Origin of the sequence: Shewanella sp. c952 (genome assembly GCF_019654975.1) — a bacterium.
Lineage (GTDB): Bacteria > Pseudomonadota > Gammaproteobacteria > Enterobacterales > Shewanellaceae > Shewanella.
Genome location: NZ_BPEW01000017.1, coordinates 61,840 through 77,462, shown reverse-complemented (window position 1 = coordinate 77,462; position 15,623 = coordinate 61,840). Strand labels below are relative to the sequence as shown.

The window sequence follows — 15,623 nt, the reverse complement described above, 5'->3', positions numbered from 1 at the left end:
AGGGCATTTTGGAGGCCTAAAACTAAAGCTTTGCGCTGTTCATTTTTTAGCTAGAAACGAAGTGCCTTCAAAGTGACCTTAGCGACGCCTTCTTACTTCCTATGTAGGCGGATCAATAACTCAGCTTCGGCCTTTGGTAATTCGCACTCTTGAATAAGTTCATCAATGCCTGCACCTAAGTCGACCATTTTCATCGCTCTGGAATACAATCTAGCTTGTGGATCTTGCTGATTTGTCTCTTCAAGTTTGGCATCTTGCTGTTGCAGCTTCTTTTCAAGTTCCAGCACTCTGCGGCCAACCCCAATAGTGCCACTTCTAAGCTCTTGCAGTTCACGCTTTACCGCTTCTCTTTGCTTATCGCCATCTTTGACCAATAATGTTAACGCTTCAACTTTCGCGCGTAGCTTCTTAGCTTGCTTACTGATAAGCACAACCGTGCCAATGGATAACACCACAAACACTAACGCAGTACCGATTAAAATCTCTTCAGCAATCATTTATGGCTCTTTTCAATTAAAGGGAGTTGAAGGCAAACATGAAAAAACTAAAACAAACGCTCCGCTTACAGCTAGCGGAACGTTTGTAAATTCACTGACGGTAAAAGCTAATCCAGCTTTTCCATCCCAGCTTGAACCGTCTAAACGGCGTGTAATTATATCTGCGTCAGTTCCATCCACTCTTCATCTGAGAGTAGCTTATCAAGGTCAACTAAGATTAATAGTTCGCTATCGCGATTACTCACGCCTTGAATAAACTTAGCGCTTTCTTCTGTGCCAACATTTGGCGCATTATCAATCTCAGAGCGACGTAAATAGACAACTTCTGCAACGCTATCGACTAAAATACCAATAACTTGTTTTTCAGCTTCGATGATGACAATACGTGTTGAATCATTGACGTCTGCAGACGCAAGCCCAAAACGCGAACGCGTGTCGATAACTGTCACAACGTTACCACGTAAATTGATAATCCCAAGTACGTAATGCGGCGCACCTGGTACTGGTGCAATTTCAGTGTAACGCAGTACTTCTTGAACCTGCATGACGTTGATGCCATACGTTTCATTATCTAACTTGAAAGTCACCCATTGTAACACTGCATCATCATTGCCAGCCGCTACGGCTACACTATTTGAACTTGTCATAATCGCCTCAATCAATAGTTCTGTGACTATCTATTTAAATATTATATTAATACCAATCGTAGTAAATAACTGCTCACTCTAGCTTGTCAAAATACTCGATAACGTCGTTAAGAATTTTAATTGTAGAATAACTACTTATCGAAAATTCCTGCCTTGTTTTCAAGTGTTTTTCCTGCGCTATTTCTGAACACTTACTTACTGTGATTGGTATAATCATATCTTTCTATGCGCTTCAAACCAATCACTTTAATATCGAAATACTACAAACCTATGCACTTTATCGGCATTTGGTATTTTTTCTAAACTAGCAATTGCAAATTTTGCCAACCTACCGCCTTGGAGACATAGAGTCACCTAGAGCTAGCCTTGACTGCCAAGCCCTGAATCGAGCATAGCAATTAACGCATCAACATTTAAAATACCGCACATCTGCTCTTTGACTACCCCAGCAAGCCAAGGTCTTTTGCCCGCTTGGCTGCGCCAATTAACTTGAGACTTGTGTATTTTAACAGTATTCACCAATGACTCGCAGGTTAAGCCCCAGCTACTGTTTTGCAGTAGCACGATATACTGATAGTTAACGCTTTGTGCTAAGTCATCGTATTTTTCAGGCATTACCCAAGCGCAAGTATCAACAACGTTAAGTTGGGACTCCCTGTGCTGCTGGACACCGAGATACCAACTTGGCCGCCCCATTAAGTGGTTAATGCGATCAAGGTTTACGATGCCGCCTAAACTCACTAAGGGCACAGCCAACGTCAGTCCGGCAACGTTAAAGAAAAGCACCTGAAACTCATCATCTAACTGCTCTATCAAATCTTTTGTGACGCTAGGAGGCGCCGGTGGAGATTTAAATAGCGGTTTATGGCTAACAGAGTCAATATCTTCGGCCTCTGTTGCTGTCGCTGCTATGGCATTACTCATTAATGAGTCAGCAGCGACTTCATCAATTACTTTAGCTTTAGCCTTTTCCGCCACCAAAGTCTGTTGTACTTGAGCTTGTTCTAGCTTGTTATCTACGACTGTCTCGCTGGGCTGCACTGCAGAGACTGGCGCTAATAGCTGTTCCAATGCTTGGCTACTAACCCGCTCTTTAACTGCATATTCTTTAACTTCAGCCTTTGAATGACGCTCAAGTTGCCTATTAGGCACTTCTGCGGCTGCTGACATTAATGGCTCAGCGGCCACTATCTCTTCAGCATTATCAGTTAACAATAAAGAGAAGTAATCACTTACTGCATCATCAACCAATTTTGACATGGGAGAGGTCCTTCGCTAGCAAGTCATCAAGTAGTCTGTCGTAAGCTTTAACGCCGCGACTACGAGGCGCATAATGTGAAGCGGGTAAATGGCTCAAACTTGCATCTCTAAATTTAGTATCCACCGGAATAACATCAGTCCAGAGGTTGTTTTGATAATCTTGATTCAGCTGTTGCAAGGCTACGGTGGCAGCTCGGGTTCTTTTATCAAACATGGTTGGCACGATTGTGTAGCTATACTGGACTTTCTTGGATCGTCCCATGAGGATCATGGTTTTAACCATTCTATCCAGTCCTTTAATCGCCAAAAACTCAGTTTGAACCGGTACGATAATATGCTGACTAGCTGCAAGAGCATTAACCATTAATACGCCAAGTACTGGTGGACAATCGATAAGAACCACATCGTATTGGTCTTCTAATAGCGCTAACGCTTTAGTTAAAATTAGCCCCATGCCTTCTTGATGCCCGAGACTACGATCTAACGTAGCTAACGCCATTGTAGAGGGAATTAAATCAAGGTTTGGCACATTGGTCGGCACGATATAATTGCCAATAGTCTCTTTGGTTAACTTTGTATTGGCTAAGAAAAGTTCATACAAAGAGCTCGGTAACTCTTCACTGTCAATTCCTAAGTAATAGCCTAATGATGCATGAGGATCGGTATCGACCATGAGCACTCGTTTACCACGCTTGGTAAATGCGCCAGCTAAACTAGCAACAGTCGTTGTCTTACCAACGCCGCCTTTCTGGTTTGCTATGGTCCAAATTTTCAAAATGATCCTTATGATGGCTACGCCACCGTCTTTGAGAGACTTTAACTCACACTTAGCTGACAGTTACTCTTCTAACGCTCGAGTTGTGATCCTGATCCCGCCATGGGGCAGACTTATCAGCTTTACGCCTTCTTCAGTAATATTGAGCATTTGAGCTTTGTCAGGAAGAGTGTAAACCGTCTCTGGGATTATCTCACTAGCGTCATACTTAGCAGTACTAGGATCTTCTAGTAATACAGTTGCCTGCTCGGTATTAACACTTGGAGAGTCATCCTGTTGCAACAAACGATTATCGCTAGCAGGTACTACGACGTCTTCAGAATCGATAGTTAACGGATCAGCAGCTGTATTATCAATACTCTTATCTGCGGTAACGCCATTTTTGGGTTTCGCCTGATCAGATTGTACTGTAGAGCTTTGAGTGAGTTGCTCAACGCTACCATCACCTATCGGCATTGACGTAAGCTCTCCTGCACGTGCGCGAGCGACAAATGACTGCACAAGCACTGGATTTTCCGCCATCCAATTGGCCATAACCTCAGCTTGTTCATCGGGCACCATAAACAAAATCTGACTATCTTTTAATTCGGCAACTTGATCGAGCAGTAATTGATTTTTATATCTGAGTTCAAAATAAAGTGAGCCTAAAACAAAAGCGGCAATACTGAGTAAAAACATCACCAACAATGACACAGTGTTCACTGCACCTTTGCTGTTAGCTTTACAATCATATTGCCGTTGTTTATTAGCCATGTGCAGTCTCTTTGAGGATTGACTCAGCCATCTGCTCAATACTAATCGATTTAGTCGCAATGCCGGCATTGGTTACCGCTTGGGGCATGCCATACACCACACAGCTTGCTTCATCTTGCGCCCAGATATTAGCGCCAACAGACTTGAGCATACGAGCGCCTTCACGACCGTCAGCACCCATGCCAGTGAGTACCACCGCTAATACATCGCCACCGAATAACTTAGATGCTGATGCAAAGGTGATATCAACACTGGGCTTATAGTTCATCTCTGGTTTACCTGCGAGCACTTTAATACGCCCAAAACTACCACTGCGTTCAAGCATCATCTGCATGCCGCCAGGAGCTAGATACGCGCAACCCGCACGTAATTGATCGCCAGTTTGAGCCTCTTTTACTTCAATTTTGCACAAGCTATTTAAACGAGTCGCAAACGTAGGGGTAAATGCTGCTGGCATATGCTGGATCAGCAAAATCGGGTGCGGGTAATTTGCCGGCAATTGAGTTAACACTTTTTGCAGTGCAACAGGTCCGCCCGTCGAGGTACCAATAAGCAAGGCTTTATACTTCTTGCCACTTGCACGAGCCACTGCCGTTGAACGACTCGTGGGTTTATCTGTTACCTGCGGCTGTAGAGGCTTATTCGAAGCTGCAGTTCGAGTTAACGCTGACGATTGCGCCGAAGTTGTACGCGGTTTTGCCGTAGCGGTTGAGGGGCGAACAGCAGGCCTAAATAGACGACGGCGACCTAAGGTTTTAATACGCTGCTGCAGCAATGCGATTGCGTCATCTTTATTGGTGGCAATATCTTCGAATCGTTTAGGCAAAAAATCAAGAGCGCCAGCTTCCAGCGCATCTAACGTTGCTTTGGCGCCGTCATGGGTTAATGATGAAAACATCAAAATTGGCACTGGACTGCTGGCCATTATTTGCTTAACCGCAGTGATCCCGTCCATCACTGGCATCTCTATATCCATGGTTATCACTTGCGGCTTAAGCTCTGCCGCGAGTTTAACGGCTTCAGCACCATTAACCGCAGTACCAACCACTTCTAACTCTGGATCTTGACTGACAATCTCACTTACACGTCGCCGAAAAAAACTTGAATCGTCGACAACTAGTACTTTAATGCCCATTTAAATTCCTATAACGCATGGGGTTCCTGCATTCACACAACGCAAAAAGGACAAGTCGAAAATTAATTTTCTTGTTGTCCCTTAAATAAGACGTTAGCCTTTATTGCGAGCGTAATGCTTTAGTAGTCCTGGAACGTCCAAAATCAGCGCGATACCACCGTCGGAGGTAATAGTAGCCCCAGCCATTCCCGGCGTACCATGTAACAAGGTGCCTAGTGGTTTAATCACCACCTCTTCCTGTCCAATAAGTGAATCAACAACAAACCCTATCTGCATCGTGCCTAGTTGCACAATAACCACGTGTCCATGCTGTCTATCTCCATGGATTGCGCCAGTTTGTGTTCGAGTGAGCCAACTTTCTAAATAAAACAGTGGTACGGCTTTATCACGAACAATAACGGTCAGTTGACCATCTACCACATTGGTTTTAGTTAGATCTAAGTGGAATATCTCGTTCACGCTAGACAGAGGCAGTGCGAATACTTGCTCAGCCACTTCCACCATTAACGTTGGCATGATAGCCAGTGTTAATGGCACTTTAATCTCTAGACGTGTGCCCTTGCCTTTAAGCGAATCAATAAAGATGGTGCCGTTTAGCTGAGTAATCCGTGTTTTAACCACGTCCATTCCTACGCCACGACCTGAAATATCAGATATTTCGACCTTGGTTGAAAAGCCTGGTGCAAAAATCAGATTATAAGCTTCTTCATCTGTCATGCGGGCTGCAGCATCTTCGTCAAGTACACCGCGATCTATCGCGATATTCTTAAGCCTTTCGGGATCCATTCCAGCGCCATCATCCTCAATTTTTAGTAGGATATGATCGCCTTCTTGGCTCGCCGACAGAGTAATCGTTCCGCTACGCGCTTTTCCGTTAGCTTCACGGTCATCAGGCATCTCAATACCATGATCGACTGAGTTTCTCACCAAATGCACCAGTGGATCGGCTAACGCTTCGACTAAGTTCTTATCGAGGTCGGTATCTTCACCTACCATAACAAGATCAATCTCTTTATTGAGACTACGAGCTAAATCTCTAACAACACGCGGGAAGCGGCCAAACACTTTCTTAATTGGCTGCATACGTGTTTTCATGACTGCGCCTTGAAGATCCGCTGTCACTAAGTCTAAATTTGCTAAAGCCTTTGACATCTCTTCGTCATCACGTGAGATCCCAAGGCTCAACAAACGATTACGGACTAATACCAGCTCACCAACCATATTCATGATCTGGTCAAGTCTTGAGGTATCAACACGTACCGTGGTTTCAGCTTGTGGCATATTATTGCCAGCAGCTTTCGGTGCAGCTTTTACCACAGGCTTTGCTTCCGCTTTTACCTCAGTCTTAGCAACTGGAGCAGTAACGGCTTTTTGCTGTGAAGTGGTTATAGCTTGAACCACTGGAGCTTGTGCAGCTGGTGTTGTCACAGCTGGCGCTGGTTTTTCGACCGCAGCAGGAGCGGTTCCAGAACCATGTAGTTCATCCAGCAAACGCTCAAACTCATCATCGGTTATTTCATCGGAGTCAACAACATGTGTTGCCTCTTCGGCAGCAGGCACGTCTGGTGCCTTAAACTGACCCGAACCATGCAGTTCATCGAGTAACGATTCAAACTCATCATCGGTAATGTCATCAGAGCTTTGTGCAGCATCAACATTGCCTGCTGGAGCATCCACACCAGGGCCGTTGCCGCTGCCGTGCAATGCGTCGAGTAATGCTTCAAATTCTGCGTCGTTGATGTCATCGATACTGCCGCCAGCTGTCATATCACCAGCTTGTGGAGCCGCGGCTTCTACAACAACCTCTTCAACTGTTGGCTCTTCAACTACTGTCACGCTTTCGACTGTGGCTGCGCTCGCTTGAGTATCAACCAGCTCTGAAGGCAGTAATTGTCCAGCGCTCAAGGTTTTTAGCTGTGCTAACAAATTGGAGTCGGCTGGAGATTGAGGCTGGCCTGCTTGAGTTTCTGCAAACATTGAGTTAATCGCATCCACTGCCTGTAGGATAACATCCATAAGGTTAGCGCTAACTTGTCGTTTGCCTGTGCGTAGTAGATCGAAGGTATTTTCTGCTTCGTGGCAGACATCGACCATTGGCGTCAAGCTGAGGAAACCAGCACCACCTTTTACGGTGTGAAAGCCTCTAAAAATGGCGTTAAGCAGATCGGTATCGTCAGGATTATTTTCTAACGTGACCAGTTGTTCCTGTAGAAGCTCTAAAATTTCACCAGCTTCGATCAAAAAGTCCTGCAGTATCTCTTCATCAACATCAAAGGACATAATTTTGACTCCCTTAAAAACCTAAACTCGAAAGCAGATCGTCAACTTCATCTTGACCCGTCACGACATCCTGACGTTTTTCTGCGTTCATAATAGGACCTTCGGCTTCAACATCTAGCAATGGTGCGCTTTCAGCAGCAGTTGCTGGTTGCTCACCAAAGACGGTCAACATCGATACTAAGCTGTTCTCAACTTCTCTGACGAGATCAATCACTCGGCGGATCATTTGTCCAGTTAGATCTTGAAAATCTTGTGCTAGCAATATCTGATTAAGAAGTTCTCTTACTCGGTTTGCATCCGATTCGCTTCTTTCTACAAATTGCTGAATATCATGGCATAGCACTTTGAATTCATTAAGTGGCAATTCACGACGCATGAGTTTATCCCATGCTGGTTTGACCGCTTGAATATTACTGCTTAATGCATTCGCTAAAGGTAAACACTCTTCTACCGCATCCATGGTCTTATTCGCTGCTTGCTCCGTCATATCAATAACGTAAGTTAAGCGCTCTTTCGCGTCAGGGATTTCGGTGTTTGCAAGTTCAATCAAGCGGTTATCCACTTGAAAGTCGACAATTGCACTGTGGAGTTGGCGGGTTAAACGGCCAACTTCATCGAAGAGTTCTTTCTGGATCGGTGAGGCTATGTCTCTCACCAATTCATCGGCTTTGGCTTGCTCGCCATCGCGAAGTAACGCGACGAGGCTCTCAGCTTGCTCGAGAGTAATGAGCCCTGAAGTATGTTGCTGCATTGCTCATCCTTGCTTAACCGAGTCGCTCGAAAATTTTATCTAACTTTTCTTTAAGCGTTGCTGCGGTAAAAGGTTTAACTACGTACCCGTTCACACCAGCTTGAGCGGCTGCAATAATTTGCTCCCGCTTAGCTTCGGCCGTCACCATCAGAACTGGTAAGTGCTTTAGCTCATCGTCGGCACGTATCGCCTTTAAGAGATCAATGCCTTGCATTCCTGGCATGTTCCAGTCGGTTACGACAAAATCAAAATCGCCCTTCTGCAACATAGGTAAGGCTGTTGAACCGTCATCTGCTTCTTGAGTGTTGTTGAACCCCAAGTCTCGCAACAAGTTCTTGATGATACGTCTCATTGTTGAAAAGTCATCAACAACAAGAATCTTCATATTCTTGTCCAAGGTTTCCTCCGCGGAACTTATTTTTAGTGTTTGTTTATTGTTATGTTTGCGTCCAGTGCTTGAGTTTACCTTTGAGTCTTAGCATCGCCTGACTATGGATCTGGCTAACTCTAGACTCACTGACCTCAAGAATGGCCCCAATCTCTTTTAAATTTAATGCTTCATCGTAATACAGTGACAATACCAGAGCATCACGTTCTGGTAATAGTTTTATCGCTGCCACTAACGCTGAATGAAATTCAACTTCAGCCAGCGACTCATAAGCCACGTCATCATGATTATCTTCGTGGTTTACCACATCAACTGCGACACCTAAATCTTCAATGCCAACAATTTTGCCCACTGAGACATCATTTAGAATGCTGTAATACTCATCGAGCGACATCTCTAATCGCTCTGCAATCTCTGGATCTCGTGCATCACGACCAAGCTCTTGCCCTAGCTCATCAATCACTTGCGCAACACGACGCTGATTGCGATGCACCGATCGCGGAACCCAATCACCGCGTCTTATTTCATCTAACATAGAGCCACGAATTCGAATACCGGCGAAGGTTTCAAATTTCGCGCCTTTACTGCCATCAAACTTTGATGATGCCTCTAACAGCCCCATCATACCCGCTTGCAGCAAATCATCTAACTGCACTGACGCCGGTAAACGCGCCAATAAATGATGGGCAATTCTTTTTACTAACGGTGCATACTGTTCAACGATAGAGGTCTTATTATCTAAACTAGTATACGCGGCCGCTTTATTCACCTGATTTATCCTCTTTATAATCAGGACGTTGGACCAATCGTTCTACAAAGAACTCCAAGTGTCCACCAGGTTGAGAAGGTATCGGCCAACTCATTATCTTGTTCGCAAGCCCGTGGTAAGCAATCGCAGCGGGAGACTTAGGGAACGCCTCAACAATCAGCTTTTGCTTTCTTACTGACTTACGTAAATTCTCATCGAAAGGCACTGTAGCTACCAGTTCAAGCGCAACATCTAAAAATCTATCCGTCACTTTACTTAACTTGGCAAACAACTCCATCCCTTCGCGTAAACTGCGCACCATGTTAGCAACAATCTTAAAACGGAACACACCGTGTTCTCGGCTCAAAATTTTAATCAGTGCATAAGCATCGGTTATCGATGTTGGTTCATCACAAACAACGATTAATACATCTTGTGATGCCCGAGAGAAACTAAGCACCATGTCTGAGATCCCCGCTGCAGTATCAACGATTAAAATATCAAACTGGGTTCTCATTTCACTAAATGCGCGGATTAAACCTGCATGTTGAGCTTGAGTCAATTCAACCATTGACTGGCTACCTGAGGTTGCCGGAATGATCCCAATGCCCTTTGGTCCTCTTAAGATGACATCATCTAATTCGGCATCTCCGGACAAAACATGAGATAAATTTTTCTCAGCACGTAAACCTAACATCACATCGACGTTCGCTAAACCCAAATCGGCGTCTAAAACGAGCACGCGTTTGCCCTTTTCAGCTAACGCTACGGCGGTGTTAATTGACACGCTGGTTTTACCAACGCCACCTTTACCACCAGACACGGCGATAACTTTTACTTTCTCATTATTTGGCTGATTCATCATACGTAAACCACTTGCTTGATCGGGAGTCATGTTTTTACTCAAATGCATGGGTCATTTCTCGTGACCGCTCGCTGTTCTGTAATGGTTCTAATTCTTGGTTATCTAACACGGCTAATGCTCGATTGGCTAAAGCTAACGTGTCAGCCACTTGCATATCTTCAGGAACACGTTGTCCATCAGTCACATAACTCAAAGGTAACCCACTTTGGATCAGTACACTTAGCGCTGGCGCCAATGACACTGATTCATCTAACTTAGTCAGTACCGCGCCAGAAAGCGGGATACGGGTAAACTGTTTTACGGCGTCTTCAAGTACTCGACGCTGGCCTGTTGCAGACATTACCAGATAACTACGAATAGGTATTCTGCTATTTGCAGTTAAATTATCGAGTTGCTGGAATAGACGTAAATCTCTCTGGCCCATACCTGCCGTATCAATCAAAACTAACTTACGGTTTCTAAACTGATACAAAATCTGTTCTAACTCATTAAAATCATGAGCCTGCTTAACTGGGCATCCCATTATTTTGCCATAAGTTGCCAATTGCTCAAAGGCTCCAATGCGATAATGATCCGTTGTAATCAACGCAACTTGATCTGAACCATGATGCGCGGCAAATCTAGCGGCTAATTTGGCAACAGTCGTGGTTTTACCAACACCTGTTGGCCCCACAAATGCTACCACACCACCTTGACGAACAATGTCGTCGCCTTGGTTGTCTAGCATATTGGCTAAACTGCGCGGCAATGAAGCAACTAATTCTGCTGGTGAATAGTGTTCACTCAAATTTGACAGCTTTTTGGCGACGGCCGGTGAAAACTCAGCTTCTAGTAGCTTGCTCTCTAGCATCGCGCCAACGGGATCCGTGCGCTTCTTCTGCTCAGACATTAAGGTGCTGACTTGATGAGTCAATAAGCTACGAATTGACGCTAGCTCCTCTTTCATCGCATCCATTTCTGCGCTGCTATTTTGTTTCTGTGGTGCAAAGCTGTCCGGCGCTCTATTCGGAGTAAATTCGGCCTTTGCAGGCTCTTTCGATTTAGCAACTTGTGCCTGTAAACCTTTAGCCCACTCAGGCATATCGAGCTCTTCGCTACGCGTGGCTGAGGTGTGCTGGTTTACTCTGCTTTGTTGACGTTCAAGCAACGCTTGCAGCGAATCTGGCGCTGGCGTTGGTTTAGCGCGAGACTCTGACTTTACATTCGCTCGCGACCCTAATGTCACTTTTTCATCGCTAAGGTCAGTAAAGGCCGCTGGAGACGGCGCCGCTGCCGCAATTTGAGGCTTAGGATCGTCATAGTCCACTGCCGCGACGATCTCTATTCCGCCAGTGACTTTTTTATTCGACATGATGACAGCATCTGAACCCAAAGTTTCTTTAACTTGAGCTAGGGCCGAGCGCATATCTTTTGCTAAAAACCTTTTAATCTTCAATTATTCGCCCTCTACTGTCCAACAGCGGATACGATGCGTATCTGTTTCTCATCAGGTACCTCTTGATAGGAGATCACCCTCAGATTTGGAATCGTATGCTTAACAAATCTAGATAATGTTGAACGTAGCATGCCTGATGTTAATAAAATTGCTGGTTGACCGACCATTTCTTGGCGCTGTGTGGCATCAACCAGTGACTTCTGCATACGCTCTGCAAGGCTTGGCTCAATATTAGGGCCGTCACCTCCAGTTGCTTGCATAGACTGATGCAACATCTGTTCCAACTCTGGCGCCAAAGTAATGACAGGGATCTCAAGTTCAGGTCCGCTGATCTCTTGTACAATCATTCTCTTCAAGGCTATACGCACTGCAGCTGTGAGTACTTCAGTATCAGCACTCTTTGGTCCGTACTCTAACAATGTCTGCACTATGGTCTTCATATCGCGAATCGATACGCCTTCATTAAGCAGGTTCTGCATCACCTTCACCACTGTGCCTAGTGGCATAACATCTGGAATGAAGCCATCAACCAATTTAGGTGAGTTCTTCGCCAGCATATCTAATAGCTGCTGCACCTCTTCATAACCGAGCAACTTAGACGCATTGTTGGTCAATAGCTGGCTGATGTGAGTGGCCACTACCGTTGCAGAGTCTACAACAGTGTAACCTAGAGTCTGAGCATGCTCTCTGAGCTCCGGAGCTATCCATACCGCTTCTAAACCAAAGGCTGGATCTGTCGTTTCGATCCCTTCTAACTTACCAAATACTTGGCCAGGATTAATCGCAAGTTCGCAATCATGGCGAATTTCACCTTCACCAGAGGAAACCCCCATTAGGGAGATCCTATATGCATTGGGCGATAAGTCTAAATTGTCACGAATATGCACTGCTGGCACCAAAAAACCAAGTTCTTGAGATAACTTCTTACGCACCCCTTTAATTCTGCCGAGCAGCTCGCCGCCTTGACCTTTATCAACTAATGGGATCAAGCGATAACCCACTTCAAGACCAATAGTGTCAACATGTTGAACATCGTCCCAACTGAGCTCTTTAGGCTGGGCATCACGTTTTTCAACCGGCCCTGATTTAGCAAGTTCGACTGCTCGCTCTCTGTCTGTCTCTTTCTTTTTATTGATAAAGTAAGCAGAAGCGCCTGCTATAAGGGCAAGCGATATGAATACGAAGTGAGGCATGCCAGGTACGATGCCCATCACAAACATAACAGCGGCAGCGATGGCGAGAGCCTTGGGGCTGTCAAACATCTGACTCATCATCATTTCGCCCATATCGCCAGATTCATTTTGACGAGTCACCATTAAGGCTGCTGCGATTGATAATAGAAGACCGGGTATTTGCGCAACAAGACCATCACCAATGGTCAGTAGCGTGTAAATCTCAATAGCATCGGAAAAACTAAGCCCATGCTGAGCCATACCAATGACGAAACCGCCAAGAATGTTAATCACCAAGATTAATATCCCTGCAATTGCATCACCTTTTACAAATTTCGACGCACCATCCATCGCACCGTAAAAATCAGCTTCACGGGTCACTTCCGCACGTCTTGCACGGGCTTCCTCTTGACTAAGCAATCCAGCATTCAAATCCGCATCAATTGCCATCTGTTTACCAGGCATTGCATCAAGGGTAAAGCGAGCACTCACTTCTGAAATACGCCCTGCACCTTTGGTGACTACTGCGAAGTTAATGATAATCAAGATTAAAAATACGACTAGACCGACAGCGTAATTACCACCAATGACTACTGAGCCAAAAGCTTCAATCACTTTACCAGCAGCATCTCCGCCGTTGTGACCTTCGAGCAATACCACGCGAGTGGAGGCAACGTTTAGTGCTAGTCGCAGCAATGTGGCAACTAATAAAACACTGGGAAAGGCGGCAAAATCTAACGGACGGTCGCTGTAGATAGCAACGAGTAGGACGACTAATGCTAGGGCGATATTGAATGCAAACAGAATATCCAGCAGAAAGGCAGGCATGGGCAAAATGATCATAGCCAATGCGGCTAAAACCAATAAAGGGGTACCCACTCCTTTAAAATGTGCGGGCTTTAATTGTTTTAATTGCCCAAGTCTTGCGTTAAATTCCATTCACCCTAAGTCCAATCTTTGACGCCTATTGGCTGTACTGCAAATTTAGTACCAAAAGTTGTATTAATACCAATTGCATTAAGTATTTGACCAGTTCAGAGCCCCTCAGTCTTTTCAATTCAAAGCGCATTGGTAAAGAAATGGTTATTCCCTTTTAAGCCAATGCAAAGCAGAAGTGGAAAGACTGAGCGGCTCACGTAGTGCGGGTTTCAAAACACTGTATGCTTCGCTATGAGATTTGGATATAGAATAACTATTAGCTCAAATCCCACTACTTGCCTACAGCGTTTTGAATTCCCGCTGAATGGTCAAACTTTTAATGCAATTGGTATAAAACATTAGCCAGTAACAAAACCAACAGAGACGACCTGCTCTCATTGTAGAGCGTGGACACTATAACCTGAAAAGAATGGCCAAAGAATGAAAAGCCAAGTAAGTGCTTATTTATTATGCACTTCAAGCTTTAAAATGAGACTTCAATACTAGGCTATGTACTTAGGCCTTTAATATTATGTCTACTTTGGGATTGTTGATCTTTCATGGTTATTTTTTCCGCAGTTTATTGGCTATTTTAACAAGGCAGAGGTTATGCGGTTTAGTCATTCTCCACAAATAACCTGTAACACAGTAAAAGTAGCCAAGCAGCGCGGGCATTTGGATTCGTTTCAATGCTTTTATTCTTTTATGACTAGAATCCGTACGCGCTTTTCACTTAGCTCGCTAAGCACCATCGCTTAAGCCTTGCCCTAAAAGCATTATTCCTTACGGTAAAGAATCGAATAAAAACTAAACTCTAAAGATCAACAGCCCCTAGTGTTTTAGCTCATCAGGAATCGGTTGTTTTGTTGGAATAGCATTGGGGCGGCGGCCTTTACCTTTTTGGTACTGACGCAATTGAAATACATAGGCAAGCACTTGTGCTACCGCAGTAAAAAGCCCTTCTGGGATCTCTTGATCTATTTTGGTGGTATGGTAAATAGCACGGGCTAAAGGCGGCGCAGTTACAATAGCCACATCATGTTCTCGGGCAATTTCACGGATTTTAAAGGCCACTTCATCCACCCCTTTAGCAACGACAAACGGTGCGGTTGATTTAGCAGCATCATATTTTACCGCTACCGCGTAATGCTCAGGGTTAACCACTATGACATCAGCATTAGGCACTTCGCCCATCATTCGCCTTTGTGCCATCTCTTGTTGTAGCTGACGAATACGTCCCTTAACTTCGGGCTTACCTTCGGTATCTTTGTACTCATCTTTAACTTCTTGCTTGGTCATCTTTAACTGTTTGGCGTGATGCCAAATTTGGTAAGGTACATCGATAGCAACAATAATAAACGTCGATGCACACAGTAAGATGAAAATCCAAGAAACTAGATCTAATGCATGATAAATATTGCCGGGAAGATGATCTTGCGACAACATCAAAATATCATTCAGGTAAATATTGAGTACCAGATAAGCAGTAATTGCCACCACTGAAAATTTAGCAATACCTTTTGTGAGCTCAACCACGGCTTGAACGCCAAACATACGCTTCAAACCAGCAACTGGACTCATCTTACTCGGTTTGGGCATACAGGCTTTGGCCGAAAAAGACATTCCCCCCAGCGCGACGTTACCAGCAAATGCGATCAGTGCAAGCAATAAGATAAAACCTAACAACGGCGCAGCTAATTCATTGCCCACCATGCTCCAAATGTTCATCATCTGCCGCGTGTCGAAGATCTCTTCACGGGTTAATGTAAATAGGTTAGTCATAATGGTGTGCATTGCTTTAGCAATGCTTGGTCCGGTCATAACAAGCCCAACTGAAGCGGCAATAAGAACTGCAGAAGTCCCTAAATCTTTGGAGCGTGCAACCTGCCCTTTATCTTTGGCCTGTTGCAACTTTCTGGAGGTTGCTTCCTCTGTTTTTTCTTGGCTACTGTCATTTTCAGCCATGACAGTCCTCCATAATAAGTGGAGGTAACACTAT

General features: G+C 44.7%; 14 protein-coding genes. All 14 read right to left on the bottom strand.

Annotated elements, in window-relative coordinates; genetic code table 11:
* Window positions 1-92: 92 nt before the first annotated feature.
* Entirely contained in the window at window positions 93-494 is a 402-nt protein-coding gene (locus K5R16_RS12775) for a DUF2802 domain-containing protein (protein ID WP_220737967.1), read from the bottom strand.
* Between the two features lie 158 nt (window positions 495-652).
* A complete protein-coding gene (locus tag K5R16_RS12770; RefSeq protein WP_020911709.1) occupies window positions 653-1,144 on the bottom strand; it encodes a chemotaxis protein CheW in 492 nt (163 codons plus the stop codon).
* Between the two features lie 360 nt (window positions 1,145-1,504).
* A complete protein-coding gene (locus K5R16_RS12765; RefSeq protein WP_220737944.1) occupies window positions 1,505-2,404 on the bottom strand; it encodes a chemotaxis protein CheW in 900 nt (299 codons plus the stop codon).
* Window positions 2,388-3,179: a ParA family protein gene (locus tag K5R16_RS12760; protein WP_220737943.1), complete on the bottom strand. Its 792-nt coding sequence runs from the start codon at window positions 3,177-3,179 to the stop codon at window positions 2,388-2,390. The genes K5R16_RS12765 and K5R16_RS12760 overlap by 17 nt, the downstream gene beginning before the upstream one ends.
* A 63-nt stretch (window positions 3,180-3,242) precedes the next feature.
* The gene (locus K5R16_RS12755) at window positions 3,243-3,932 is read right to left on the bottom strand and encodes a hypothetical protein (RefSeq protein ID WP_220737942.1); all 690 of its coding nucleotides are present in this window, start codon (window positions 3,930-3,932) and stop codon (window positions 3,243-3,245) included.
* The gene (locus tag K5R16_RS12750) at window positions 3,925-5,067 is read right to left on the bottom strand and encodes a chemotaxis response regulator protein-glutamate methylesterase (protein WP_220737941.1); all 1,143 of its coding nucleotides are present in this window, start codon (window positions 5,065-5,067) and stop codon (window positions 3,925-3,927) included. Before K5R16_RS12750 ends, K5R16_RS12755 begins: the two co-directional genes overlap by 8 nt.
* 93 nt (window positions 5,068-5,160) lie before the next feature.
* A complete protein-coding gene (locus K5R16_RS12745) occupies window positions 5,161-7,347 on the bottom strand; it encodes a chemotaxis protein CheA (protein ID WP_220737940.1) in 2,187 nt (728 codons plus the stop codon).
* A gap of 13 nt (window positions 7,348-7,360) precedes the next feature.
* Window positions 7,361-8,098, bottom strand: a complete 738-nt coding sequence (locus K5R16_RS12740; RefSeq protein ID WP_220737939.1) for a protein phosphatase CheZ — start codon at window positions 8,096-8,098, stop codon at window positions 7,361-7,363.
* A 13-nt stretch (window positions 8,099-8,111) separates the two neighbouring features.
* Window positions 8,112-8,495 carry a chemotaxis response regulator CheY gene (gene cheY, locus K5R16_RS12735; RefSeq protein WP_012143382.1) on the bottom strand — a complete coding sequence of 128 codons (384 nt, stop codon included), beginning with the start codon at window positions 8,493-8,495 and terminating at the stop codon, window positions 8,112-8,114.
* A 40-nt stretch (window positions 8,496-8,535) separates the two neighbouring features.
* The gene (locus K5R16_RS12730) at window positions 8,536-9,255 is read right to left on the bottom strand and encodes an RNA polymerase sigma factor FliA (protein ID WP_220737938.1); all 720 of its coding nucleotides are present in this window, start codon (window positions 9,253-9,255) and stop codon (window positions 8,536-8,538) included.
* On the bottom strand, window positions 9,248-10,129 hold the full coding sequence (locus K5R16_RS12725; protein ID WP_259649874.1) for a MinD/ParA family protein: 882 nt from the start codon (window positions 10,127-10,129) through the stop codon (window positions 9,248-9,250). Before K5R16_RS12725 ends, K5R16_RS12730 begins: the two co-directional genes overlap by 8 nt.
* 4 nt (window positions 10,130-10,133) lie before the next feature.
* Complete coding sequence (gene flhF / locus K5R16_RS12720) at window positions 10,134-11,534, bottom strand: flagellar biosynthesis protein FlhF (RefSeq protein ID WP_220737937.1); 1,401 nt, start codon at window positions 11,532-11,534, stop codon at window positions 10,134-10,136.
* Between the two features lie 11 nt (window positions 11,535-11,545).
* Window positions 11,546-13,645, bottom strand: a complete 2,100-nt coding sequence (gene flhA, locus K5R16_RS12715; protein ID WP_220737936.1) for a flagellar biosynthesis protein FlhA — start codon at window positions 13,643-13,645, stop codon at window positions 11,546-11,548.
* Between the two features lie 810 nt (window positions 13,646-14,455).
* Window positions 14,456-15,589 carry a flagellar biosynthesis protein FlhB gene (flhB, locus tag K5R16_RS12710; protein WP_220737935.1) on the bottom strand — a complete coding sequence of 378 codons (1,134 nt, stop codon included), beginning with the start codon at window positions 15,587-15,589 and terminating at the stop codon, window positions 14,456-14,458.
* Window positions 15,590-15,623 lie beyond the last annotated feature (34 nt).

Coding starts and splice junctions, on each gene's coding strand:
- K5R16_RS12770 (WP_020911709.1), bottom strand. CDS start 1,144: ATGACAAGTTCAAATAGTGTAGCCGTAGCGGCTGGCAATGATGATGCA.
- K5R16_RS12765 (WP_220737944.1), bottom strand. CDS start 2,404: ATGTCAAAATTGGTTGATGATGCAGTAAGTGATTACTTCTCTTTATTG.
- K5R16_RS12755 (WP_220737942.1), bottom strand. CDS start 3,932: ATGGCTAATAAACAACGGCAATATGATTGTAAAGCTAACAGCAAAGGT.
- K5R16_RS12750 (WP_220737941.1), bottom strand. CDS start 5,067: ATGGGCATTAAAGTACTAGTTGTCGACGATTCAAGTTTTTTTCGGCGA.
- K5R16_RS12745 (WP_220737940.1), bottom strand. CDS start 7,347: ATGTCCTTTGATGTTGATGAAGAGATACTGCAGGACTTTTTGATCGAA.
- K5R16_RS12740 (WP_220737939.1), bottom strand. CDS start 8,098: ATGCAGCAACATACTTCAGGGCTCATTACTCTCGAGCAAGCTGAGAGC.
- K5R16_RS12725 (WP_259649874.1), bottom strand. CDS start 10,129: ATGACTCCCGATCAAGCAAGTGGTTTACGTATGATGAATCAGCCAAAT.
- flhA (WP_220737936.1), bottom strand. CDS start 13,645: ATGGAATTTAACGCAAGACTTGGGCAATTAAAACAATTAAAGCCCGCA.
- flhB (WP_220737935.1), bottom strand. CDS start 15,589: ATGGCTGAAAATGACAGTAGCCAAGAAAAAACAGAGGAAGCAACCTCC.